The 21581-nt window shown below is 71.0% G+C and carries 23 protein-coding genes; 14 read left to right on the top strand and 9 right to left on the bottom strand.

Annotated features, from left to right (window positions below; all coding sequences use genetic code 11):
- Window positions 1–25 precede the first annotated feature (25 nt).
- The 4 genes from ACE3Q8_RS13960 to ACE3Q8_RS13945 all read right to left on the bottom strand — a co-directional run bounded on the left by ACE3Q8_RS13960 (window position 26) and on the right by ACE3Q8_RS13945 (window position 2555).
- On the bottom strand, window positions 26–1159 hold the full coding sequence (locus ACE3Q8_RS13960; RefSeq protein ID WP_374470890.1) for an NAD-dependent epimerase/dehydratase family protein: 1134 nt from the start codon (window positions 1157–1159) through the stop codon (window positions 26–28).
- 462 nt (window positions 1160–1621) lie between these two features.
- Window positions 1622–1930: a hypothetical protein gene (locus ACE3Q8_RS13955; protein ID WP_374470889.1), complete on the bottom strand. Its 309-nt coding sequence runs from the start codon at window positions 1928–1930 to the stop codon at window positions 1622–1624.
- Between the two features lie 69 nt (window positions 1931–1999).
- Window positions 2000–2197 (bottom strand): hypothetical protein, encoded by a 198-nt coding sequence (locus tag ACE3Q8_RS13950; RefSeq protein ID WP_374470888.1) that lies wholly within the window; start codon window positions 2195–2197, stop codon window positions 2000–2002.
- 112 nt (window positions 2198–2309) lie between these two features.
- Window positions 2310–2555, bottom strand: a complete 246-nt coding sequence (locus ACE3Q8_RS13945) for a hypothetical protein (protein ID WP_374470887.1) — start codon at window positions 2553–2555, stop codon at window positions 2310–2312.
- Between the two features lie 89 nt (window positions 2556–2644).
- Here ACE3Q8_RS13945 and ACE3Q8_RS13940 point away from each other — a divergent pair, with 89 nt between their 5' ends.
- Window positions 2645–3418, top strand: coding sequence for a DUF2243 domain-containing protein (locus ACE3Q8_RS13940; RefSeq protein WP_374470886.1), 774 nt, complete (start codon window positions 2645–2647; stop codon window positions 3416–3418).
- On the opposite strand, the gene ACE3Q8_RS13935 is transcribed toward ACE3Q8_RS13940, so the two are convergent.
- Window positions 3399–4019, bottom strand: a complete 621-nt coding sequence (locus tag ACE3Q8_RS13935) for a hypothetical protein (protein WP_374470885.1) — start codon at window positions 4017–4019, stop codon at window positions 3399–3401. The two genes, ACE3Q8_RS13940 and ACE3Q8_RS13935, sit on opposite strands and share 20 nt — an antisense overlap.
- A 101-nt stretch (window positions 4020–4120) precedes the next feature.
- On the opposite strand from ACE3Q8_RS13935, the gene ACE3Q8_RS13930 reads away from it, so the two are divergent.
- On the top strand, window positions 4121–4309 hold the full coding sequence (locus ACE3Q8_RS13930; protein WP_374470884.1) for a hypothetical protein: 189 nt from the start codon (window positions 4121–4123) through the stop codon (window positions 4307–4309).
- A 109-nt stretch (window positions 4310–4418) separates the two neighbouring features.
- The gene (locus tag ACE3Q8_RS13925; RefSeq protein WP_374470883.1) at window positions 4419–4706 is read left to right on the top strand and encodes a hypothetical protein; all 288 of its coding nucleotides are present in this window, start codon (window positions 4419–4421) and stop codon (window positions 4704–4706) included.
- Window positions 4707–4746: 40 nt separating this feature from the next.
- Here the strand turns inward: ACE3Q8_RS13925 and ACE3Q8_RS13920 are convergent, their stop codons facing one another.
- A complete protein-coding gene (locus ACE3Q8_RS13920; protein WP_374470882.1) occupies window positions 4747–5643 on the bottom strand; it encodes a type I secretion C-terminal target domain-containing protein in 897 nt (298 codons plus the stop codon).
- Window positions 5644–5756: 113 nt separating this feature from the next.
- Here ACE3Q8_RS13920 and ACE3Q8_RS13915 point away from each other — a divergent pair, with 113 nt between their 5' ends.
- The 9 genes from ACE3Q8_RS13915 to ACE3Q8_RS13875 all read left to right on the top strand — a co-directional run bounded on the left by ACE3Q8_RS13915 (window position 5757) and on the right by ACE3Q8_RS13875 (window position 15319).
- Window positions 5757–6551 (top strand): CAP domain-containing protein, encoded by a 795-nt coding sequence (locus tag ACE3Q8_RS13915; protein ID WP_374470881.1) that lies wholly within the window; start codon window positions 5757–5759, stop codon window positions 6549–6551.
- Window positions 6552–6587: 36 nt separating this feature from the next.
- Complete coding sequence (locus ACE3Q8_RS13910) at window positions 6588–8282, top strand: amidohydrolase (protein ID WP_374470880.1); 1695 nt, start codon at window positions 6588–6590, stop codon at window positions 8280–8282.
- 261 nt (window positions 8283–8543) lie between these two features.
- Window positions 8544–9089: a DUF4402 domain-containing protein gene (locus ACE3Q8_RS13905; RefSeq protein WP_374470879.1), complete on the top strand. Its 546-nt coding sequence runs from the start codon at window positions 8544–8546 to the stop codon at window positions 9087–9089.
- An 88-nt stretch (window positions 9090–9177) separates the two neighbouring features.
- Window positions 9178–9456, top strand: a complete 279-nt coding sequence (locus ACE3Q8_RS13900; RefSeq protein WP_374470878.1) for a hypothetical protein — start codon at window positions 9178–9180, stop codon at window positions 9454–9456.
- A 74-nt stretch (window positions 9457–9530) separates the two neighbouring features.
- A complete protein-coding gene (locus tag ACE3Q8_RS13895; RefSeq protein ID WP_374470877.1) occupies window positions 9531–10850 on the top strand; it encodes a SulP family inorganic anion transporter in 1320 nt (439 codons plus the stop codon).
- A 56-nt stretch (window positions 10851–10906) separates the two neighbouring features.
- On the top strand, window positions 10907–11404 hold the full coding sequence (locus ACE3Q8_RS13890; protein WP_374470876.1) for a pyridoxamine 5'-phosphate oxidase family protein: 498 nt from the start codon (window positions 10907–10909) through the stop codon (window positions 11402–11404).
- A gap of 296 nt (window positions 11405–11700) precedes the next feature.
- Window positions 11701–12393, top strand: coding sequence for a Crp/Fnr family transcriptional regulator (locus ACE3Q8_RS13885; RefSeq protein ID WP_374470875.1), 693 nt, complete (start codon window positions 11701–11703; stop codon window positions 12391–12393).
- A 110-nt stretch (window positions 12394–12503) separates the two neighbouring features.
- On the top strand, window positions 12504–14633 hold the full coding sequence (locus ACE3Q8_RS13880) for a M13 family metallopeptidase (RefSeq protein WP_374470874.1): 2130 nt from the start codon (window positions 12504–12506) through the stop codon (window positions 14631–14633).
- Between the two features lie 239 nt (window positions 14634–14872).
- Window positions 14873–15319, top strand: coding sequence for a hypothetical protein (locus tag ACE3Q8_RS13875; RefSeq protein WP_374470873.1), 447 nt, complete (start codon window positions 14873–14875; stop codon window positions 15317–15319).
- Here the strand turns inward: ACE3Q8_RS13875 and ACE3Q8_RS13870 are convergent.
- Window positions 15252–15719: an NUDIX domain-containing protein gene (locus ACE3Q8_RS13870; protein ID WP_374470872.1), complete on the bottom strand. Its 468-nt coding sequence runs from the start codon at window positions 15717–15719 to the stop codon at window positions 15252–15254. The genes ACE3Q8_RS13875 and ACE3Q8_RS13870 overlap by 68 nt on opposite strands.
- Window positions 15720–15885: 166 nt before the next feature.
- On the opposite strand from ACE3Q8_RS13870, the gene ACE3Q8_RS13865 reads away from it, so the two are divergent.
- On the top strand, window positions 15886–16206 hold the full coding sequence (locus tag ACE3Q8_RS13865; RefSeq protein ID WP_374470871.1) for a UrcA family protein: 321 nt from the start codon (window positions 15886–15888) through the stop codon (window positions 16204–16206).
- A 39-nt stretch (window positions 16207–16245) separates the two neighbouring features.
- On the opposite strand, the gene ACE3Q8_RS13860 is transcribed toward ACE3Q8_RS13865, so the two are convergent.
- Both ACE3Q8_RS13860 and ACE3Q8_RS13855 read right to left on the bottom strand, forming a co-directional pair.
- Window positions 16246–16725 carry a RidA family protein gene (locus ACE3Q8_RS13860; RefSeq protein ID WP_374470870.1) on the bottom strand — a complete coding sequence of 160 codons (480 nt, stop codon included), beginning with the start codon at window positions 16723–16725 and terminating at the stop codon, window positions 16246–16248.
- A gap of 21 nt (window positions 16726–16746) precedes the next feature.
- A complete protein-coding gene (locus ACE3Q8_RS13855; RefSeq protein ID WP_374470869.1) occupies window positions 16747–18354 on the bottom strand; it encodes a flavin monoamine oxidase family protein in 1608 nt (535 codons plus the stop codon).
- Window positions 18355–18935: 581 nt separating this feature from the next.
- On the opposite strand from ACE3Q8_RS13855, the gene ACE3Q8_RS13850 reads away from it, so the two are divergent.
- The gene (locus ACE3Q8_RS13850; protein ID WP_374470868.1) at window positions 18936–21452 is read left to right on the top strand and encodes a TonB-dependent receptor plug domain-containing protein; all 2517 of its coding nucleotides are present in this window, start codon (window positions 18936–18938) and stop codon (window positions 21450–21452) included.
- Window positions 21453–21581 lie beyond the last annotated feature (129 nt).

The raw sequence follows: 21581 nt of genomic DNA, 5'->3' as shown, positions 1-21581 counted from the left end.
GGGGCGCGGCCGATCGGTTCCCGCCTCAGGCAGGGCGCGCCTTCCAGGCGGCCAGCAGGGCGGCCTCGCGCTCGGGCGTGAGGCCGGCCCGGAGCTTGGCCTGCCGCTCGGCGGGCTGGGCCTTGAACCAGGCGAGCGTGTCGGCCGCGGTGACCGGCAGCGGCCGGTAGGTGAGCCCCGCGGCCACCGATCGGGCGATGGAGCGGCGGTGGAAGCCGGCGCTCTCCCCCTCCCCCGGAATCCAGACCGGCATGTCGGACCAGGCGTTGATCTTCTGTTCGCGCAGGAACGGCGTCGGGATCCAGGTGAGCTGCGGCTTCACGCCGACGCCCTGGGCGATCCCGGCGAGCATCTGGGCCATGGTCATGGGACGGGCCGGGCCGATGGCGTTAAAGGCGCCGGTGCGGCCGGCCTCCACGAGGCGGATGGTCCACTCGGCCAGATCGCGGGCGTCTATGAACTGGACAGGATCCGAGCCGTCGCCCGGCGCGGCGATCTCGCCGCCGCGCGACAGCCGCACGGGCCAGTAGGAGAAGCGGTCCGTCTCGTCGCCAGGGCCGACGATCAGGCCCGGCCGGACGATGGTGACGGCGGCGTCGCCGAACTGCTTGCGCGCCTCGGCCTCGCTGGCGGCCTTGAGCGGACCATAGAGGCGCATGTCGGCGCGCAGCTTCTCCTGCGTCTCGGCCATGACGTCGGCGCCTTCGTAGCGGGCGAGCGGGGCGCTCTCGTCGGTCCCGGGCGTGGCGTTGCTCTCGTAGGCCGACAGGGTGGAGATGAAGACGTACTGCTTCACCCGGCCCTTCAGCACCTGGCCCACGTCGCGGACCCAGAACGGCAGGGAGGTCGGGTTGTCGATGCAGACATCCCAGGTGCGGCCCTCGAGGGCCTTGAGGTCGCCGGTGTTGCGGTCGCCGGTGAGGTGCTCGACCCCTTCCGGCAGGTCGGCCTGGCGACGGCCCCGGTTGAACACCGTCACCTTGTGGCCGCGGGCGACCGCGTAGCGGACCTGGTGCGGGCCGGTGAAACCGGTGCCGCCGAGGATCAGGATGTTGAGCTTGCGGGCCGGGCGGCCCTGGGCGTGGGCGGCGGGCCCGGCGAGCGCGAGGCCCGCGGCGGCGGCGGAGAGCTGCACCAGCGTGCGGCGGGTGGCGATCATGGTGTTCCCCCCAGTTCGTCCTTGTTCGGAGACGAACACTACTGCCAGGGGCGCGGGAGGCCAGCCCCGTCGGACGCGGGTTTCGTGCGCTTTGCAGATGTCACGCGCACGAAAAACGCCCCGGCGCGTGTGACGGGCGCCGGGGCGGGAAGTGGTCTTGGACGGAGCCGGACTCGGGGGGAGGGGATTTACGGCCCCGCACTCTAAGAACGCGGTTATGTGTTGCGTGTTCCGGCCGCGCCTCGTCAGGCGAGGGGCGATTGGGCCAGGGCGGCGACGCCCACGGCGACCGGCAGAATGGCGGCGATGATGACGTTCGCCAGGCCGGCGAAGAAGGTGTGGCTGCGCTTGGTCATGTGCGAGGTCCTGAAAGGATGAGGCGGGGGAGCGCCGATGAACACCCTTATCCCCGCCTCTCGAACCTGCCGCTGTGACAGCCGTCACCGGCCGTGGCCGGCGCGCCTATTGGGGCGTGGCGGCCCCGGTCGAGGGCTGGGCGCCCGAGCCGGTGGCCGGGCCGGTGGGCTCGGGGCTGACCACCACCGACGAGCCCGCCTGCGGCGTCTCGGCGACCGCGGCGGCGCCCTCGGCGGCGGCCTGGAGCTGGGCGTCGCTGACCTGGCTCTCGGGGAGCTTGGTGGTCACTTCCGCTTCCGCGGCCGGGGTCTCGGCCTCGGCGGAACGCTCGTTGCCGCCGCAGGCGGTCAGGGCCGCCGCGCCGGCGATCAGGGCGGCCGCGGTCAGGCCGACGGAAAGGGGACGTCTGGTCATGGCAAATCCTCGTGAACCGTGCACGAGGCCTTAGCCCGAAAGGGAGCGCTTGGTTCCTTCGGCCGAGGCTCAGGCCTCGTTGGCCGCCCGCCGCTCGCGCCGGGCCTCGTCGGCCAGGAAGACCCACTGCATGGCGAGGTCGAGGTAGGCTTCCTTGACCTCCGCGCCGCTGGCCTTCCACGCCAGGTCGCGGACCTGGTCGGCCATACGCAGATAGCGGCCGGCCCGCTCGGCCGGCGATTCATAGGACTTGCCCGGATTCAGCACGTCGTCTCGCCTGCGGCGGGACGCCCCCTTGCGAAACCACCGCAAGGCGAATCTTTAGCATTTGTAAGCGCGAACCCCAAGAGCTCCACTCAACCCCAGATGAAGGGCCGGCTCAGTCGTCGGATCCGAACGATCGGCGTTCACGCGGCGCCCGCATCGGCGGCAGGTTCATGGGCTTGGGCGGCGGGGTGGCCGGGTTCAGGCTCTTCCCGGCCATGTAGAGCCAGGTCTCGGCCTCCTTGTAGAAGGCTTGGCCGGCGTCCTCGCTGGGCGCCTGCTCGGCCGCGTCGATCGCGGCCTGGGCGCGCTCCATGAAGTAGGCCGCGGCCCGCAGTTGCTCGTCCTTCTTGCGTGCCATCTCTTGAGGCGAACGGCGCGGAACGGCGGCCGGTTCCGGCGCGGTGCGCGGAACGGCGCGACGCCGCGGGGGGTTCTGTCGGAATGGTCATGCAGCCTCGCCAGGGCGACGCCGGACGACCGCGCTTTTCGGGCGCCGGGATCGTGCTGGGCGTGGCGCTGGGCGGCTTCTTCGACGGCATCTTGCTCCACCAGATCCTGCAGTGGCACCACCTGCTGAGCGCGATCCGGCCGGAGGACGCGCGCTTCCAGGTTGCGGCCGACGGCCTGTTCCACGCGCTGATGTACCTGGTGGCCGCCGCAGGCCTCTGGATGCTGTGGCGAGAGCAGCGGTTCGGCCCGTCGGTGAGCGGCCGCGCCCTGACCGCCGGGCTGCTGGCGGGCTTCGGCGCCTGGAACGTCGCCGACATCGTTCTCTTCCACTGGCTGCTGGGGATCCACCGCGTACGGCTCGACACCGCCGATCCGCTGGCGTGGGACCTGGGCTGGCTGGCGGCCTTCGCGGTGGTTCCGCTCGTCCTCGCCTGGGTCGCGGCGCGGCGGCCGCCGACCCTGCGCGGTGGGACCGGGGCTGCGACGGCCCTGGCTGCCCTCCTGACGCTCACCGCGGCGGGTTGGTCCCTGCTGCCGGCGAACGGGAGCGAGTCCACGACGGTGCTGTTCGCGCCGGGCGTCTCGCAGGCGCAGGTGATGCGTGCCGTGGCCGAAGCCGACGCACGGCTGGTCTGGATGGACGCCTCGGGCGAGCTGGTGGTCCTGCGCCTGGCCGACCCCGCGCGCGCACCGGGGCTCTACCTGAAGGGCGCGGTGCTGGTGAGCGGCGCGGGCGCCGCCGCCGGCTGCCTCAGCTATCTGCGGACGTGAGCGGCGCGCGCGAGCGCCAGGCGCGATCGGTCTCCGTGGTGATCCCGCAGAGCTGCAGGAAACTCACCGCCGAGGCCGGCCGGGCGGTGCTGTCCAGCACATGCGTGGGTCCCGCCCTCACCATCAGGGGCAGGACGATCCAGGCGTAGGGAAAGGCGATCAGCTCGCCCGAGGTGTGCGCCTGCAGGTGCGGGCAGTGCGCCGCCGCGCGTCCGGCGCAGGCGAGGTGGCAGGGCGCGATGGCGCCCGCATCGACAACCACGCGGTCGTCCCCGAGCGCTGGCGGGAGCGCCGCGGCGAAACTCCGGGCGCGCAGGATCCCGGCGGTCGTTCGCCGGGCCGTTTGCAGCCAGCGATCGTCTTCCGGCGTAGGCTCTCCGCACATGGGGCAGAGCATCCGCGCCACCGTCAGCCGCTGCCGGCGCAGGTGGTTGCGCGAGTAGTTGGGCCGTCCGAACCCGGGCCGCTCCGCCTGCCGCACGGCCAGCCGGCCGCCCACCGAGGCGCAGGGCCCCACGCCGAGCACGGCTTCTCCGGACCAGCTCGTCACCCAGGGCACATCCAGGCCGACCTTGAGGCGCGACTTGGCGACGTCGTTCATCCGCCCCTCCCCTGGGCGCCAGGGTGGCATGGCGGCGCACCCCCGCATAGCGGGGCCTTGCGGCGTGACGACTCTTTCGGGTTGTGCGAGGGAAGGCGCACATGAGCGAGCGCAATCTGTCCGACCTCGACGTCTACCAGCACCTCACGCGCGTCGCCGCGGAGCTGGAGACGCTGGCGGCCGCGTCCGCGTCGCTGATCGGCGAGACCGCGCTGAAGACCGCCGCCCAGACGGTGCGCGGGATGGCCAACGCGGTCTACGAGCACAGCTTGGCCGACAGCGCGCACTAAGCGTGACCGCGGTCACAATTACGGCGGAACCGTGGCGAGGCTCGGCGATTGTAATTGCCGAGCTTACCCAGTTTGGGCTTGGCTCATGGAGCCTTGGGAGGGCCCCGCCATGAGCAGCATCACCTCGCCCCTGCAGATCGCCACGGTGGCGGCCGCGGTCGCCTGGCCGTTTGCGGCGGGCCTGGGCGTGGTGCTGTGGTCGAAGATGCGCGCTGCGGGCCAGGCGCGGCGGCAGGCGGCCGTCGACGCCGAGCTGAAGGGCCTCTTCCGCCAGGTGGAAGGCCGAGGCGTGCCGCCGAGGCTGGCGCTGGTGGTGGACGCGCTCGAGGAGCACGACGCCCTCGCCGCCGCGGCCGAACGCGCGAAGGCGGGCAGCCGCAGCGAAGCCCCCACCTGACGAGGGGATCCCCTCTCCTGCGCGAGGAGAGGGGCCGCCTTCAGAAGATCCAGTCGCCGCCGGACAGACGCCCGGGCAGGACCGCGTCCAGCGTGACCACCGTCCACGGCGCTGCCGAACCCGCCCCGTCGGGATCGAACATCACCTGGGCGCCGCCCCGGCCGTCGGCCTGCAGGCGCAGGTAGCCGTCCGCCAGAGGGTTCGAACCCGCGTAGCCCACGCCGTCCAGCAGGCCGCCCACGTCGAGGTTGTCGGTCCCCGGCCGGAAGTCGGTGATCCGGCCAGCCGCCCAGGGCGCGGCCTTGAAGACGAAGGTGTCCTCGCCCAGGCCGCCGCTCATCACGTCCGGCCCCTGGCCGGCCACCAGGGTGTCGTCGCCCAGGCCGCCCGAGAGCTTGTCCCCGTAGCGGTCGGAGACGATCAGCTTGCCCTTCACGAAGAAGCCGGTGACGGTGTTCACCACCGAGCCAACCGCCGTCCCCAGGCCGCTGTCGCCGGCGTCCAGCCAGTTGCCCACGGCCTCGATGAGCCCCGGCTTCCAGTTGGCGGCGATGGCGTTGCCGGCCGTCAGCCCCGCAGGCCCGACGCCGGTCAGGGTCACCACCACGCTCGCCGCAAAGCCCGCCTTGGCGCCGTCGGCGTCGTACAGCACCCGCGTCCCGCCCGCGCCGTCGGCCTCGAAGCGCACGAAGCCGTCGCGCACGGGATCGGCGCCCATGTAGTTGGAGCCCTTGAGCAGGGCGGCGAGGTCGAGGCGGTCCGCGCCCACCTGGAAGTCGGTGACGCGGCCCGCTGACCAGGGCGTGCTCTTGAAGACGAAGAGATCGGCGCCGCCGCCGCCCGTCAGCACGTCCGGCCCCTGCCCTGCCACCAGCGTGTCGGCTGAGCCGCCGCCGGTCAGGACATCGCCATATTTCGCGGATGTCAGTACAGCCATGTTGATCAGTCCCTCTCTAGGATCCTGTGCCCGGCCGCTCGAACCACGACCATGACCGCGCTGTTCCAGCTTCACAGGAGATCGTCCGAACCCGGACGGAGGGCTCGCCCGGCATGAAGCCGAGCCGAAGGGTGATCGTGGCCGGCGGCCTGGCGGCGGCCGCCGGTCCTGCGCTGGCCGCGCCGCGCGCCGCAGGCGCCTGGATCGCCTACGAGGCGCGGCTTCGCGCCCGCCTGACGGACGCCGGCGGCGGGCGGTTCGACCCGGGCCTGGCCCGCGGCCTCCTCGACCTGACGAACGGAGCCAGGCGGGCGGCGGGCGCAGCGCCGGTGGCCTGGCATCCGGCCCTGGCGGAGACGGCGCGCGCGCACGCCGCCGATCTTGCCCAGCGCGACTATGTCGAGCACCTGACCCCGGAGGGGTTCGACCCGACCGACCGGCTCGGGCTGCTCGGACGGCGGCTGATCGGCAGCGCGGCGGAGAACATCGCCTATCGCCGGGGCGGGCCGCCGCACACCGCCGGCGACCTGATGGCGACCTGGCGCAGGAGCCGGCCGCATTGGATCAACCTGCTGCGCGAACACCACACGCACGTGGGCTACGGCGTCGCGCGCCTGGGGGAGCGGAGCTACGCCGTCGGCCTCTACGCCGCTCCGGACGGAGAGCTCGCGGCGGACCTGCCGTTCCAGCCGAGGAGCCCCGCGCCGCTGATGGCCGCCATGCAGGGCCTGGGCGACCGCTACATGGGCGTCTGGCTGGACGACGAGCTGAACGACGGCCGGCGCGTGGCGGTGGACGCCGGTCCGCTGCCCCGGGGGGTGTATCGGCTGCGGATCGACAAGCGGATGGGCGGGAGCCTCTACACCTCGCTGTTCGGACCGATCATCGCCTGGTCCGGCGCGGCCTAGTTGCGGGGCGGCGCGGCGGGTGCTCTAGCTTGCCGGATGCGCCGTCCGATCTCCGCCATCGCCGCCTCCGCCGCCCTCGCCCTGCCGGGCCTCGCCGCCGCCCAGCCGGCCGAGCTCGTGATCTGGGGCGGTCCTGTCTACACGGGGGACAAGGCCAGACCGAAGGCCGAGGCGGTGGCGGTGGCCGGCGGCCGGATCGCCTATGTCGGCGCGCGGGCCGGCGCGCAGGCGAGGGTCGGGCCGCGCACCCGCGTCATCGACCTGAAGGGCGCGGCCCTGTTCCCCGGCTTCACCGACGCCCACGCCCACCTGCGCGGGATCGGCGAGCGGGAGCTGACCCTGAACCTGGAAGGCGCGAAGTCGGCCGCAGAGGTCGCCGAGCGGCTGCGCCGGCACATTGCCGAGCGCAGGCCAGCGGGACCGGTGTACGGCCGCGGCTGGATCGAGACCGGCTGGCCGGAGGGGCGGTTCCTGCAGCGGGAGGATCTCGACGCGGTGGCGCGGGACCTGCCGGTGATCCTCGAGCGGGCCGACGGCCACGCGCTGACGGCCAACAGCGCCGCGCTGAAGGCGGCGGGGGTCGATGCGCACACCGCCGCGCCGGAAGGCGGCCAGATCCTGAAGGACGCCCGCGGCGAGCCCACCGGCATGCTGGTGGACAACGCCATGCCGCTGGTCATGAAGCTGGTCCCGCCGCCGGGCGAGGCCGAGAAGCTCGCCGCCTACCGCGCCGCCTTCAAGGTCGAGACGGCCTACGGGTGGACCGGCGTGCATAACATGAGCGTGGACTGGGCGGACGTGGCCCTGCTGGAGCGAATGGCCGAGCGCGGCGAGGCGACCCTGCGGGTCTACAACGCCGTGGACGCCGGCCAGGCCGGACCGCTGTTCGAAGGCGGGCCGCGCAGCGCGGCCGACGGGCGGATCACCACCCGCGCCGTGAAGCTCTACATGGATGGCGCCCTGGGCTCGCGCGGGGCGGTGCTGTTCCGCCCCTACTCCGACGCCCCGCACGTCAGCGGGACCTACGTCACCCGGCCGGAGGAGGCCCGACCGATCCTCGCCCGGGCCCGGACCGCCGGCATCCAGGTCTCGATGCACGCCATCGGCGACAAGGGCAACGCCACCGTTCTCGACCTCTTCGAGGCCGCGTTCCGCGAAGCGCGCCCGAACGCGCCCCGCGGCGCGCCCCGCTGGCGGGTGGAGCACGCCCAGGTGGTCCGCCCCGCCGATCTGCCGCGGTTCGCCCGTGACCGGGTCATCGCCTCGATGCAGCCCAGCCACGCCATCGGCGACCTGCACTTCGCGCCCGCTCGCCTCGGTGACGACCGCCTCGACGGCGCCTACGCCTGGAAGAGCCTTCTGCGCTCCGGCGCCGTGGTCGCCGGCGGCTCGGACGCGCCCGTGGAGCGTGGCGATCCGTTGATCGAGTTCTACGCCGCCGTGGCCCGCAAGGATCTGGCGGGCTTCTCCGGCCCCGAGTGGCGGCCGCAGGAAGCCCTTACGCGGGAGGAGGCGCTGAGGCTGTTCACCGCGAACGCCGCCTTCGCGCGGTTCGCCGAGGACGAGCTGGGCGCGATCCAGGCCGGCAAGCGCGCGGACCTGTCCGCCTTCTCGGTGGACCTGATGACCGCGCCCGCCGCCGAGATCCCGAAGGGCCGCGCCGTGCTGACGGTGGTGGACGGCGACGTCGTCTACGAGTCGCTGAATGGGACGCCGCGAAGCTCGCCCTGACATCTCGAAGTGGGGCACGGATCTACCCCAAAGTTGCAGATAATCCGGCGCATTCATTCGCTGGTTGCAGTTTCGCCGCACGGACACAGCGGTTCCGGGCCAAGCAACGGCGCCGCTGTTGCATCAGCGTGGCCGCAGGGCTATTGCCTGGGCCGACCACTGTTCTGTTCTGACACGCGTCGAGGTCGGGCAGGACGAGGTGTTCGTTCTCGGCCACGCCCCGTCGTCACAGGATCGAACCGGAAAGATCGCGGGAACGAGATGAAGCGCTTCCAGACCCTGGCCCTCGGCGCCGCCGGCGCCTTCGCCGCCGCGGCGATCGCCCCCGCCGCCTGGGCCCAGGCCTCGGCCACCCAGCCGACGACGTCCACGGCCACCATCTTCCAGCCGATCCAGCTCGCCAAGAACACCGACCTGTCGTTCGGCACCGTCGTGCGCCCGATCACCGGCTCGGGGACCGTCAGCATCAGCGCCACAGACGGCCAGCGCACGCCCAGCGGCGGCGTCGCGCTTCTAAACAGCGGCCCCAATGCCCCGGCCGCGCGCGCCACCTACACCGTCACCGGCGAAGGCGGGCAGACGTTCAACGTCAACATCCCGGCCAACTTCTCCATGAGCCGCACGGGCGGTTCGGAGACGATCGTGGTCACCCTGAACATGTCGGTGACCAACCCGCAGACCCTGTCCGGCAGCCTGGGCAGCACGGGCACGCTGCAGTTCGGCGTCGGCGGCTCGATCCCGGTCGCCAGCAACACCCAGTCGGGCGCCTATTCCGGCACCTTCAACGTGGTGGTCGCCTACAACTGAGGCCGTCGCGGCCCGCCCCGCGTCCAACAAGGGGTTTTGCCATCCGCCCGGCCCGGCTAGAGAGCGCCTCTTTCGAACGGGGGCGCAGGTGGCCGGCGGCTGGGTGATCGGAGTGATGGTGGAACAGCCGGGCCAGGCGGCCCAGCGCCACTACTTCGCCGTAGGCCACGAGGATCGCGCCAAGGCCGAGTGGACGGCTGTGGACTGGGCGCTCCGGGAAGGCCAGGTGGCGGCGAGCCCGGTGGGCGGGCTGGAGCCGGTGGAAGCCCTGCGCCAGCTCCCCCCGTCGCGCATGGCGGCGCTCGGCCTGAAGGCCGGCGAGGTTCGGCCGCTCGGCTGGAGGCACCCGCGGCGCTGGCTGAGCTGACCGGCCTCCGTAACCGTACGGACCTTCCCGCCGCCCCGCCGGGGCCGCTAGGCTCCCGGGAGGAAGGCCGCGCCGTGGCGCGCGGCCGCAGCCCGGACCCGCCGATCATGCCCGACGCCGCCGCGCGAACGGCCTCAGCCAAGCTCTACCGGCCCAAGCTCGCCACCACCCTGGCGGAGGGCTACGGGCTCGACCACCTGCGCCGCGACGCCGGCGCCGGCCTGACCGTGGCGATCGTCGCGCTGCCGCTTTCGATGGCCATCGCCATGGCCTCGGGCGTGTCGCCGGACCGCGGGCTCTACACGGCCATCGTCGGCGGCTTCCTGGTCTCGGCGCTGGGCGGCAGCCGGTTCCAGATCGGTGGCCCGGCCGGGGCCTTCATCGTGCTGGTCTCGGCCACGGTGGCGCGGTTCGGGATCGAGGGCCTGATCCTCACCGTCTTCCTCTCGGGCCTGCTGCTCGCCCTGGTCGGGCTCCTGCGCCTGGGCGCCCTGATCCGACACATCCCGCACACCGTGACGGTCGGCTTCACGGCCGGCATCGCCGTGACCATCCTGGCCAGCCAGCTCAAGGACCTCGCCGGCCTGACGCTCGCCGGCCCGGAACCCGGGCCGATGGTCGCGAAGCTGGCCGCCCTGGCCGCCGCCCTGCCCACTTTCAGCGCGGCGTCGGCCGGGGTGGCGCTGACGGTGATCGTCGTGGCGCTGGCCCTTCGCCGCTGGCGGCCGTCGCTGCCGGGAATGCTGATCGCCGTGGCGGCGGCGACCCTGGGGGCGCGCCTGCTCGGCCTGCCGGTGGAGACCATCGGCTCGCGCTTCGGCGGCGTCCCCCACGGCCTGCCGGCGCCCGCCCTGCCCCACGTCACCCCGGAGCTGGCGCTCGCCGTGCTGCCGGCCGCGCTCTCTTTCACCCTGCTGGGCGGCATCGAGTCCCTGCTGTCGGCCAAGGTGGCCGACGGCATGACCGGCCGGCTGCACCGCTCGAACATGGAGCTGCTGGCCCAGGGGATCGCCAACCTGGGCTCGGCGCTGTTCGGGGGGATCGCGGTGACCGGCACGATCGCCCGCACGGCGACCAACATCCGCGCCGGCGCCGTCAGTCCGGTGGCCGGCATGCTGCACGCCGCCTTCATCCTGGCCTTCATGCTGCTCGCCGCGCCTCTGGCCAGCTACGTGCCGGTGTCGGCCCTGGCCGGCGTGCTGGCGGTCGTGGCCTGGAACATGGCCGAGAAGGCGGAGTTCGCCGCCCTGCTGCGCGACCCCCGCTCGGCCGCCGTGGTGCTGGCGACTTTCGCCCTGACGGTGCTGCACGACCTGACGGCCGGGATCGGGGCCGGCTGCGGGCTCGCGGCCCTGTTCTGGGCGGCCGCCCGCCTGCGCCGGTCCCGCGGCTAGGAACCGGCGCCGGAGCGCGGGGTTTCCGGGGCGACCGCAACCGAGGAGCCCCTCATATGGCCCACCACGACCACGACCCCGCCGACGTCGAGAAGATGCTCTGGAAGGAAATCGAGGACGCCCGCACGGGCATGCTCGGCCTCATGCGCGACGACCAGCACTTCCAGCCGATGACCGCCTTCGTCGAGCGCGAGACCAACCAGATCTGGTTCTTCACCTACAAGGACACCGACCTGGCCGAGGCCGCCGGGACCGAGGGCGGCCACGCCATGTTCGTCTACCAGGGCAAGGACCTGCAGGCCTGCATCGGCGGCCGCCTCAGCATCCGCCCGGATCCGGCGCGGATGGAGAAGTACTGGGGCCCGGTCGTCGCCGCCTGGTACCCCGAGGGCAAGGACGACCCGCGCCTGACCCTGCTGTGCCTCGAGTGCCACGACGCGCAGGTCTGGGTCACCGAGGCCGGCCCGGTGAAGTTCGCCTATGAGATCGCCAAGGCGAACGCGTCCAAGGACCGCCCCGACCTGGGCGAGCGGACCAATCTCAACTTCCACTGAAGATCGCGTGGCGTCGAGTAAGGCGACTCGGCGCCACCGCCCATCAAAAGATAGCCGGCGAAGGATTTTTCCTGTCCGAAGGGCTCGCAGATAGAGTTAGGTCGGCCGCCCGACATTCTGATCGGATTGGGAAATCACCAGATATCCACAGCGGCCGGATGATCCGGGCGAATTTTTGCCGTCCAGTCGCCATTAGTGTCGCGTTCTCGACAGTCCGAGGTGTGCCGCGTCGATAACTTGAAACCGAAGCCCTACGGCGTCGTTTCGTCCCCCCGATGCAAAGGCCCGTCACCGCGTTGAGAAACCGTCTTCTGGCGTCGCTCTCTCCCGAGGATTACGGGCTCGTTTCTCCCAACCTGGCGCAGGTGGAGCTGGAGCGCGGCCGGCTGCTCTACGATCCGGGCGACGACATCGAGAGCATCTACTTCCCGCAGGATGGGGTGATCTCGCTGATGACCCTGATGGAGAACGGCGCGGCCATCGAGAGCGCCACCATCGGCCGCGAGGGCGCCCTGGGGCTGATGGCGGCGGTCTCCCCGCGCCAGTCGCTGTCGCGGGCCATTGTCCAGACGCCGGTGCGCGCGGCGCGGATCAGCGCCGCGGCCCTGCACGACGCCTGGGAGAAGAGCGCCGCGATCCGGCATCTGGTGGACCACCACAACGAAGCCCTCTTCGGGCACGCGATCCAGTCGGTGGCCTGCAACGCCCTGCACTCCGTGGAGGCCCGGTTCTGTCGCTGGCTGCTCACCTGCCACGACCGCATCTCCACCGACACGGTGGCCCTGACCCAGGAGTTCCTGGCCGACATGCTGGGCGTGCAGCGGACCACGGTGACCGCGGTCGCCCGCAGCCTGCAGGACAAGGGCGCCATCCGCTATCGCCGCGGCGTGGTGGACATCATCGACCGGGGGGCCCTCGAGCAGCTCGCCTGCGAGTGCTACGGCGCCATCAACCGGACCTACGAGCGCCTGCTGCCGCCGGAACGGTGATCGCCGCCGGGCGGGATTAAGTCCTTGCCCAGGATCGAAATTCCACCTTTCTTGCACGCCGGGGCAGGCCTGACCCTGCCCCTAAGCCTCCACGTGCATTCGAGACGCCGATGACCCCCGTTACGCGAAAGATCCTGCTGTCCGCCGCCGCGCTCGCGGCGCTCTGCGCCGGCCCCGCCCTGGCGGACGGTCACGGCCACGCCTGCGCCGACGCGGCGTGCGAGACCGAACTGCTGTTCGACACGCCCGCGGCCTCGGCCGGCTCGACGGACGCCGCCTCGCTCGCCTCGCCCAAGTACGGGACCTGGGGCTTCGACCTGGGCGGCATGGACCGCTCGGTGAAGCCTGGCGACGACTTCTTCAAGTTCGCGAACGGCAATTGGGACCGCACCACCGAGATCCCGTCGGACCGCGTCCGGTGGGGCAACTTCAACAAGCTGCGCGACCTATCCGACAACCGGATGCACGCGATCCTCGAGGAGGCCCGCGCCGGCAAGCTGCAAGACCCCGACGCCGCCAAGATCGCGGCCGGCTACGCCTCGTTCATGGACGAGGCCCTGGCCGAGAAGCTCGACGCCAAGCCGATCCAGCCGGAGCTGGCGCAGATCCGCGCCGTGAAGACCAAGGCCGACTTCACCACCCTGATGGGCAAGGCGACGACCACGGGCTTCACCACCCTGCTGCCGGTGTTCGTGTCGATCGACGCCAAGGCGCCCACCCGCTATGCGGTGATGGCCGGCACGGGGGGACTGGGCCTGCCCGACCGCGACTACTACCTGCAGGCCGGCTTCGCCGAGAAGAAGGCCAAGTACCAGGCCTACGTCGCCCAGATGCTGACTCTCGCCGGCTGGGAGAAGCCGGCCGAGAACGCCAAGGCCATCGTCGACTTCGAGACCCGCATCGCCGAGGCGAGCTGGAGCCGCATCGAGCGGCGCGACCGCGACAAGACCTACAACCCGGCCACTCCGGCCGAGCTGGCGGCGCTGACGCCGGGCTTCGACTGGAACCGCTACCTCGCCGCTTCCGAGCTGCCGAAGGTGGACCGGGTGATCGTCACCACCAACACCGCCTTCCCGAAGATCGCGAAGATCTACGAGGAGACGCCGATCGAGACGCTGAAGGCCTGGCAGGCCTTCCACGTGACGGACGGCGCAGCGCCCTACCTGTCGGACCGGTTCGTCCAGGCCCACTTCCTGTTCCGCTCCAAGGAGTTGCAGGGGCAGCCCGAGCTGCAGGCGCGCTGGAAGCGGGCGGCCACCTTCATGAACGACGCGATCGGGGAGTCGGTCGGCCGGGTCTATGTGGCGCGCTACTTCACCCCCGACGCCAAGGCGAAGATGGACGACTTGGTGAAGAACATCCGCGTCGCCATGCACGACCGCATCCAGAAGCTGGAGTGGATGGGTCCGGAGACCAAGGCGCGGGCCCTCGAAAAGCTCGCCAAGTTCACCGTCAAGATCGGCTACCCCGAGGAATGGCGGGACTACGGCCGCCTCGAGCTGAAGGCGGACGACCTCTACGGCAACGCCCTGCGCGCCGGCGCCTACGACTGGCGCCGCCGGGTCGCCCGCCTCGACCAACCGGTCGACAAGAGGGAGTGGGGCATGACCCCGCAGACGGTGAACGCCTACTACAACTTCGCCAACAACGAGATCGTCTTCCCGGCCGCCATCCTGCAGCCGCCGTTCTTCGATCCGGGCGCGGATCCGGCCATCAACTACGGCGGCATCGGCGGGGTGATCGGCCACGAGATCAGCCACGGCTTCGACGACCAGGGCCGCAAGTCCGACGGCGACGGCGTGCTGCGCGACTGGTGGACCGCCGAGGACAACGCCAAGTTCAAGGCCCAGGCCGACCGGCTGGGCGCCCAGTACTCGGCCTTCGAGCCCCTGCCGGGGGCGAAGGTGCAGGGCGGCCTGACCATGGGCGAGAACATCGGCGACCTGGGCGGGCTGTCGCTCGGCCTCGACGCCTATCACGCGTCGCTCAAGGGCAAGCCCGCTCCCGTTATCGAGGGGCTCACCGGCGACCAGCGGGTGTTCCTCGGCTGGGCCCAGGTCTGGCGCGAGAAGATCCGCGACGAGGCGCTGCGCCAGCAGGTGGTCACCGACCCGCACTCGCCGGCCTACTACCGCGTCAACGGCACGATCCGGAACATCCCCGGCTGGTATTCGGCCTGGGACGTGAAGCCGGGCGACAAGCTCTACGTCGCCCCTGCAGACCGCGTCCGCATCTGGTAGCCGGACCCGCGTTCTCCGGCTCGCCAGGCGGCGGGCCGGAGAAACGCCGGAATTGAAACCCAAGGACGCGAATCCCCTAAGCCGCGCAATCGCAGAGGTACGGCGCAGCGTCGCTGCCCCCTTCCTGCGCGCGTGCGTGAACCTTCCGCGGCGTAATGAGTTCTGGCCGGCGGCGGAGCCTGATTTGTCGGGTTTCCGACGCCACGTCGGTCCAGGGGTCCATGCGGGTCGCAGCGCTTTTGAGTCTCGTCCTTCTCGCGGGGTGCGCCACTACCTCGACGGTGGACGCGCCCACCGCCCTGAACGGGCGGGAGCTGGACACTGCGCTCAATCTCTACGGCCGCTGGGACGAGCGGATCGTGCTCGCCGGCCAACCGCACTACGTCTGGCGCCGGGCCGTCGTGCTGAACGGCAAGACCTACTACTGCGAGCTGCGCAGCCAGCTCGGCTACCGGAACACGATCAGCTCGGTGGTTGTCGAAGGCTACCCGGCCGCCTGTTCGCTGTTCGAGGTGCAGTACACCACCGCCCAGGACCTGCGGACCGCGCCCGAGCCGCCGCGCACCGAGATCGTCGCCAGCCGCAACTTCCGCCCGGTAGGCGCCCAGGCCGCCAGCGTCAGCCAGTCGGCGGAAGACGCCGCAACGCGTCGTCCAGAATCGGCCGCTGACCGCGGTGGATCCTGATCCGCGCCTCGTCGGGCGTGAACCAGGCCGCCTCGTCCACCTCCGGGAACGCCGCGCGCCGGCCTGAGCGCGGCGGCCATTCCATCTCGAAAAGGTTGCTGCGCAGGGCGGCGGGATCGAAGTCCGCCTCCACCAGCCACGCGTGCACCCACTTGCCGCCCGGCGTGCGGCAGGGCGGCAGGGGCTGGGCCTCCCCCGACACCGCTTGGCCGAGCTCCTCCTCCGTCTCGCGGAGCGCGGCGGCGAAGAGGTCCTCGCCCGGCTCGGCCAGCCCTTTGGGGATGGACCAGGCGGCATCGTCCTTGCCGCGCCAGTAGGGGCCGCCGGGATGCACCAGCAGCACCTGCGGCCCGGCCGGCGTGCGACGCCAGAGCAGCAGGCCGGCGCTCACCTCCGGCACGGAGGCTCCGAGGCAGCTCGAGAGAGGGCGAAAATCATCGGTAGGACGCAGCCCGGGGCTAGATCATGGGCGGCGTTTTTGTACGCCGGCGACTGAATTGCCCCGAAACGTAGCAACCTGCCCCCCGAGCGCCTATCCTTGAGGCAAAGAGCAAGAGGAGGAAGTCATGAAGTCCATTCTGCTCGGCGCGCTGGCCCTCGCCCTGATCGTTCCGGCCGCGGCCCAGGCACGCGAAGAGAGCGTAGCTGTGCGCACCGGCGACCTCTCCCTCAGCCGGCAGGCCGACGCCCAGCGGCTGCTGCGCCGCCTGGACCGCGCGGCGCTCGACGTGTGCGGCGCCTCGATCTCCAGTGTCCGCGAGGTGCAGGCCGCGATCCGCGCCTCCGACTGCTACGCCCAGGCGATGGACCAAGCGGTGGCCCAGGTGGGCTCGCCGGCGGTGAGCGACCTCTACCGGCAACGCGGCCAGGCCTACGCCGCGCGCTGATCCGAGCAGGGGCCGGAAGCGCCGGCCCCTGACGCGGCCCTAGGGCTTCTTGGCGGCCTGGACTTCGATCTCGGCCATCATGCCCGGCGCGACGAGGCCGGCCACCTCCGAGGTGATCCGCGCCGGTTTGTTCTTCAGCGTGCCGTACACGGCGTTGTACGCCTCCATCATCCCCGCGAAGTCCATGCGCCCGCCCTTGGCCGGGTCCTTCACCAGCAGGACGCGCATCATCACCACGTCCTCCCAGCCGTAGCCCTGGCCCTTCAGGATCTCGCCGATCTGGCCGAGGATCGAGGTCACCTGGGTCTTGGTGTCGCCGAAGGTCTGCTGGTCGCGCGGCGCCTGCGGATTGGTCGCCTGCGGGGTGATCCCGCTGACGTAGAGCATCTCCGACCCGGCCGGCACCTTCACCGCCCGCGAGATGAAGCCGTTCGACGGGTTCACGTGGACGTTCTGGGCCTGGGCGGAGCCGGCGGCCGCGAGGCCGAGCGCCAGGGCGGCGAGGACAGTCTTCTTCATTCCCGATGATCTCCGTCGTTGTCAGGCCGCGGCCGGGCGACGGCCGGGCTCCACCGCTACCGTCTGGCCGACGCGGTCGGCGATCAAGCCCACCGCCCGCCAGGCGGAAAGCACCGCGCCTTCCTGCCAGCCGGGCATCTGCGACAGGTGGGCGCCCGAAAAGTAGACGCGGCCGTGCGGCTGGTTCAGCAGCTTGTAGGCCGGATCCTCGATATGACCCTCTTGCCCGCCACGGCCGCCGAAGGCGGGCCATGGCCCGAGGTTGAACGGGATCTTGCTCCAGTTCACCACCGCGGGCTTTTCGAGCTCGCCCTCGTGGCCGGGATGCAGACGGGCGACGACGCCGCGGGCCACGGCCACCTGCTCCTCCAGCGGGCGCTGCGCGAAGCCCTTGGCCGCCGGTCCCGAGCCGTAGCAGGCGAGCAGCATGCCGCGCGCCGAGTGCAGGTCGTTGGACGGGTACCAGACGAGGGTGGTCTCGCCGCCCACGAAGGAGATGCCCCCGTAGATCTGCTGCCTCTCCCAGAAGCGCGGCGCCTCGAAGCCGATCTTGTTGGAGAAGTCGTAGGGCACGCTGGCGATCGCCCGCTTGAGCGGCGCGGCGAAGTTCGAATCGATCTTCGAGAGGATGTTCAGCGGGATGGTGACCACCGCGTAGTCCGCCTGGATCACCTGCCGCGCGCCGCTCGCCCGGTCGCGCCAGGCCACCGCCACACCGGCCGCCAGGTCGCGGATCTGCAGCACCTCGGCGTTGAGGATCAGCGGGCTGCGGATGGCGCGCTGGAAACCGGCGGCGATCCGGTCCATGCCGCCCACCGGCTGGAACATGGTCGCCTGCATGTAGAGGAAGTCCTCGAACAGGGTCGCCGGCAACTGGTCGTTGGCCAGCAGGTCCTTGAGCGGCAGCGGCGGCCGGTCGACCGCATAGGTGTCGGCCGCGCCGGGGACGGAGACGAAGCCCGAGCGCTCGGTGCCCTTGAAGCGCATCTCGCCGTCGAGGTCGCCGTAGACGCGGAGGAAAGGCAGCAGGCGCTGCTTCTCCTCGGCCGTCAGGTCCTGGTCGAGCGCGCCGCGGTTCAGGGCCTTGGCCAGCAGCTCGGAGATGTGGCCGCGGGTGTCGTTGACGCCCTGGCGGAGCTGGATCGGCTTGCCGCCGTTGGAGTCGGCGTCCCAGAAGAAGGCGCTGCGGCTGGAATTGATCTCCACCTCCAGCGGCACGCCCAGCCGGTTGCAGTAGCCCAGAAGGTTCTCGTGGTGGCTCGGGATCCGCGCGGGCCCGGCGTTCATGTAGACGCCGTCGGAGAAGCTGACGGTCTGGGTGGCCTCTCCCACCATCTCGATCCTCGAGCCGTTGCGGAGCGTCCAGTTGCGGCCGCCCACGCGGTCGCGGGCCTCCAGCACAGTGACGTCGAAGCCGGCGCGCTCGAGCTCGTAGGCGGCAGTCAGGCCGGCGATGCCGGCGCCCAGCACCACCACCCGCTTGCCGCGCCCGGCGCCCGGCGCGAACGACGGCGCCTGAGCCCGCGCCGGGCTGGCGAGGAGCCCCATGGACAGCATGGCCGAGTAGGCCGCGCCGTAGCCGCCCACCGCCCCCAGCCTCAGCAGAAACGACCTTCGGCTGACACCCATCACGCCCTCCACGACGACACGCCCCGCCCCGCTGGAACACGTCCGCCCCGGAGCCGGGCTTCAAGCGCGCCAGTGCTCCGGAGCTCGACGCGGCGCAGGAACGATCAATCCGTGGGCGCCGCTGTAGCCAAATCGATCAGATCTCACGGGGAGCGGGAAGTCTTCGGACGTATTTGACTCTGCGCGCCAAATTGACTCCAGAGTCGATTGTTGCGGTTCTGTTTGCAATTTGAGCATACGTCGGTCGGGTGACGTCAAACCCAGCAGATATTCACCGCTACATCCAAATTCATTGACTCCGTTCGCGATCCGTCAGGTGCTGAGACCTGCAAGACGGCGACGCGGGTGGACCTCGACGCACCATCAACTGCAACGCGTACATCGTCTGCTGTGGGATCAGGAAACGGCCCGAGCCGGGGCGCTCTCTCTACTGGGGTGTGCGGCGGATGGACGTTGTCGACCAGCGAGTTTTGTTGAGTAGCGCACTAATTGAAACGGCCGGCGGCGACGTCGGCAGGCGACGGAACGTCCCCGCTCAAGAAAAGCAACAACTCTCTGCAGACAAGAATTGGGGGTATCTCATGCAGACCAAATTCCGGCGCCGGCTCTGGCTGGCCGGCGCAGCGGCCGTCGCCGTATGCAGCGGCGCGGGCGGGGCCTGGGCCCAGAGCACCGACGTGGGCGAAGTCATCGTCACCGGCACCCGCCAGACCGGCCTGCGGGCCGTCGACAGCCCGGCGCCGGTGCAGGTGCTGGACAGCACGGCGCTGGAGCGGGTCGGCCAGACCGACCTGATCCAGGCGATCGCCCAGAACATCCCGTCGTTCAACGCCCAGGCGTTCGGCGGCGACACCGCCAACCTCACCCTGTCAGCCAAGCTGCGCGGGCTCTCGCCGAACCACGCCCTCATCCTGATCAACGGCAAGCGGCGGCACGGCACGGCCAACCTGGCTGTGCTGGGCGGGCCTTTCCAGGGCGGGGCGACCGCGGACCTGAACTTCATTCCGCTGGGCGCCGTCGGCCATATCGAGGTGCTGCAGGAGGGCGCTGCGGCCCAGTACGGCTCGGACGCCATCGCCGGCGTCGTGAACGTGATCCTGAAGGACAACGTCGAGGGCGGCAGCATCGTCGGCTCGGCCGGCAAGTACATGGACGGCGGCGGCAAGACGGCCGACCTGATGATCAACGCGGGCTTCGCGCCGGTTGAGAACAGCTACCTCAACCTGACCTACAACACCCGCTGGCACGGCCACAGCTTCCGCGGCGACGTGGACCCGCGGGTGATCGACACGCCCTACAACACGACGTCGACTTCCCGGCTGTCGCGCTATCCCCAGCTCGCCAGCCACCCGGACTACCCGTACCTGAACCGCATCGCCGGGGACGCGGAGTACCGGCTGCACGTCCTGTCGTACAACGCGGGCTACACCTTCGAGAACGAGGTCGAGCTCTACAGCTTCGGCACCTACGGCAACAAGTACGCCGCGGGGATCCAGAACTACCGCGTGCCCAACCTTGTGGTGGGCCGGGACGGCTCGGTCCCCTTCCCGCTCGGCTTCTCGCCCAAGGAGACCTTCTACGAGGACGACTGGGCGGGCACCCTGGGCGTTCGGGGCGAACTGGCCGGCTGGAGCTGGGACCTGGCCTCGACCTACGGGAAGGACGACATCGACGTCTACAACAAGGGGTCGATCAACCGGTCGCTCTACATCGACACCTCGACCACGACCGCGCCCGGCCAGGCGCCGGTGGACACCTACAACGGCAGCTTCATCGCCACCCAGTGGACCACCCAGCTCGACCTGGCCAAGGACTACGACGTGGGCATGGCCGGGCCGATGACCGTGGCCTTCGGCGGCGAGTACCGGGAGGACTCCTACGAGATCAAACCGGGCGACGCGGCGTCCCGCTACAAGGAGGGCCAACAGGCCTATCCGGGCTTTGCGCTCACCGACGCGGGCAAGCACAGCCGCCACAGCTACGGTGTCTACGCCAACGTCGCGCTGGAGCCCGCCGAGGGCCTGAAGCTCGACCTCGCCAGCCGCTACGAGAAGTACAGCGATTTCGGCGACACCCTCGTGTTCAAGGGGACGGGACGCTACGACTTCAGCGAGGTCTTCGCCATCCGCGGCACGGCCAGCACGGGCTTCCGCGCCCCGACGCTCGCCGAGACCTACTACTCGGCCACAAACGTCTCGCCGACCTCCGCCTTCGTGCAGCTCCCGCCGGGCTCGGCGGCGGCGCGCCTGGTGGGCGTCGACGGCCTGGACGCCGAGAAGTCGCGCAACTTCAGCGTCGGCTTCGTCAGCCACCCCGGCTTCGGGATCACCGCCACGCTCGACCTCTACCAGATCACCATCAAGGACCGGATCGTGGGCTCCGGCTCGCTGTTCGGCTCGGGCGGGTCGAACAACATCCCGGCGGTCACGGCGGCCATCCTGGCCAACGGCAACGTCCTGGACCCGACCGTCACCCAAACGGGCATCAACATCTTCACCAACGGGCTGAACACCCGCACCCGCGGGGCCGAGCTGGTGATCACCCTGCCGTCCGACTTCGGACCCTACGGCTCGGTGCAGTGGGCCCTGACCGGCAACTACACCAAGACCGAGGTGACCAAGATCGCGGCGCCGCCGCCCGAGCTGACCGGCTCGGCCGGCCCGGCCTCGCTGTTCGACCTGACGGCCATCGGCAACCTCGAGACCACCGCGCCCAAGTACCGCCTGGTGGCCTCCGCCCTGTGGACGCTCGGGCCATTGCAGGTGAGCCTGAAGGAGTCGCTGTACGGCCCGTCCAGCCGCTACGACAGCCGCGTCGGATGCCCGCTGCCGCCGGCCACCTCGGCCCGCTGCTACAAGTCGACGATCAAGACCGCCCTGATCACCGACCTGGAGGTGAGCTACGAGGTGCGCGAGGGCGTCAAGCTGACCGTGGGGGCGAACAACCTGTTCAACTACTACCCCGACCGGCTGAACTACAACTACCGGTTCGAATTCCTGACCGGCAACGCCAACGGCTACGTGACCCAGTACCCGACCTGGTCCCCGTTCGGGATCAACGGCGGCTACTACTACGGGAAGCTGGCCTACACCTTCTGAGCCCGAGGGGGGTACGGAGCCTCCCCCGAAGGCGCAGACGCGCCGCCCGCCGGCCTCCCCTTGGCGGCGGGCGGCGCTCGGACGGGCGGGCCGCGAGGCCCGCCCGTTTCGTCGTCAAAGCGCCTTGGC

It is taken from the genome of Phenylobacterium sp. (assembly GCF_041913825.1).
Taxonomy (GTDB): Bacteria; Pseudomonadota; Alphaproteobacteria; order Caulobacterales; family Caulobacteraceae; genus Phenylobacterium.
This window is presented reverse-complemented; position numbering and strand designations above follow the sequence as displayed.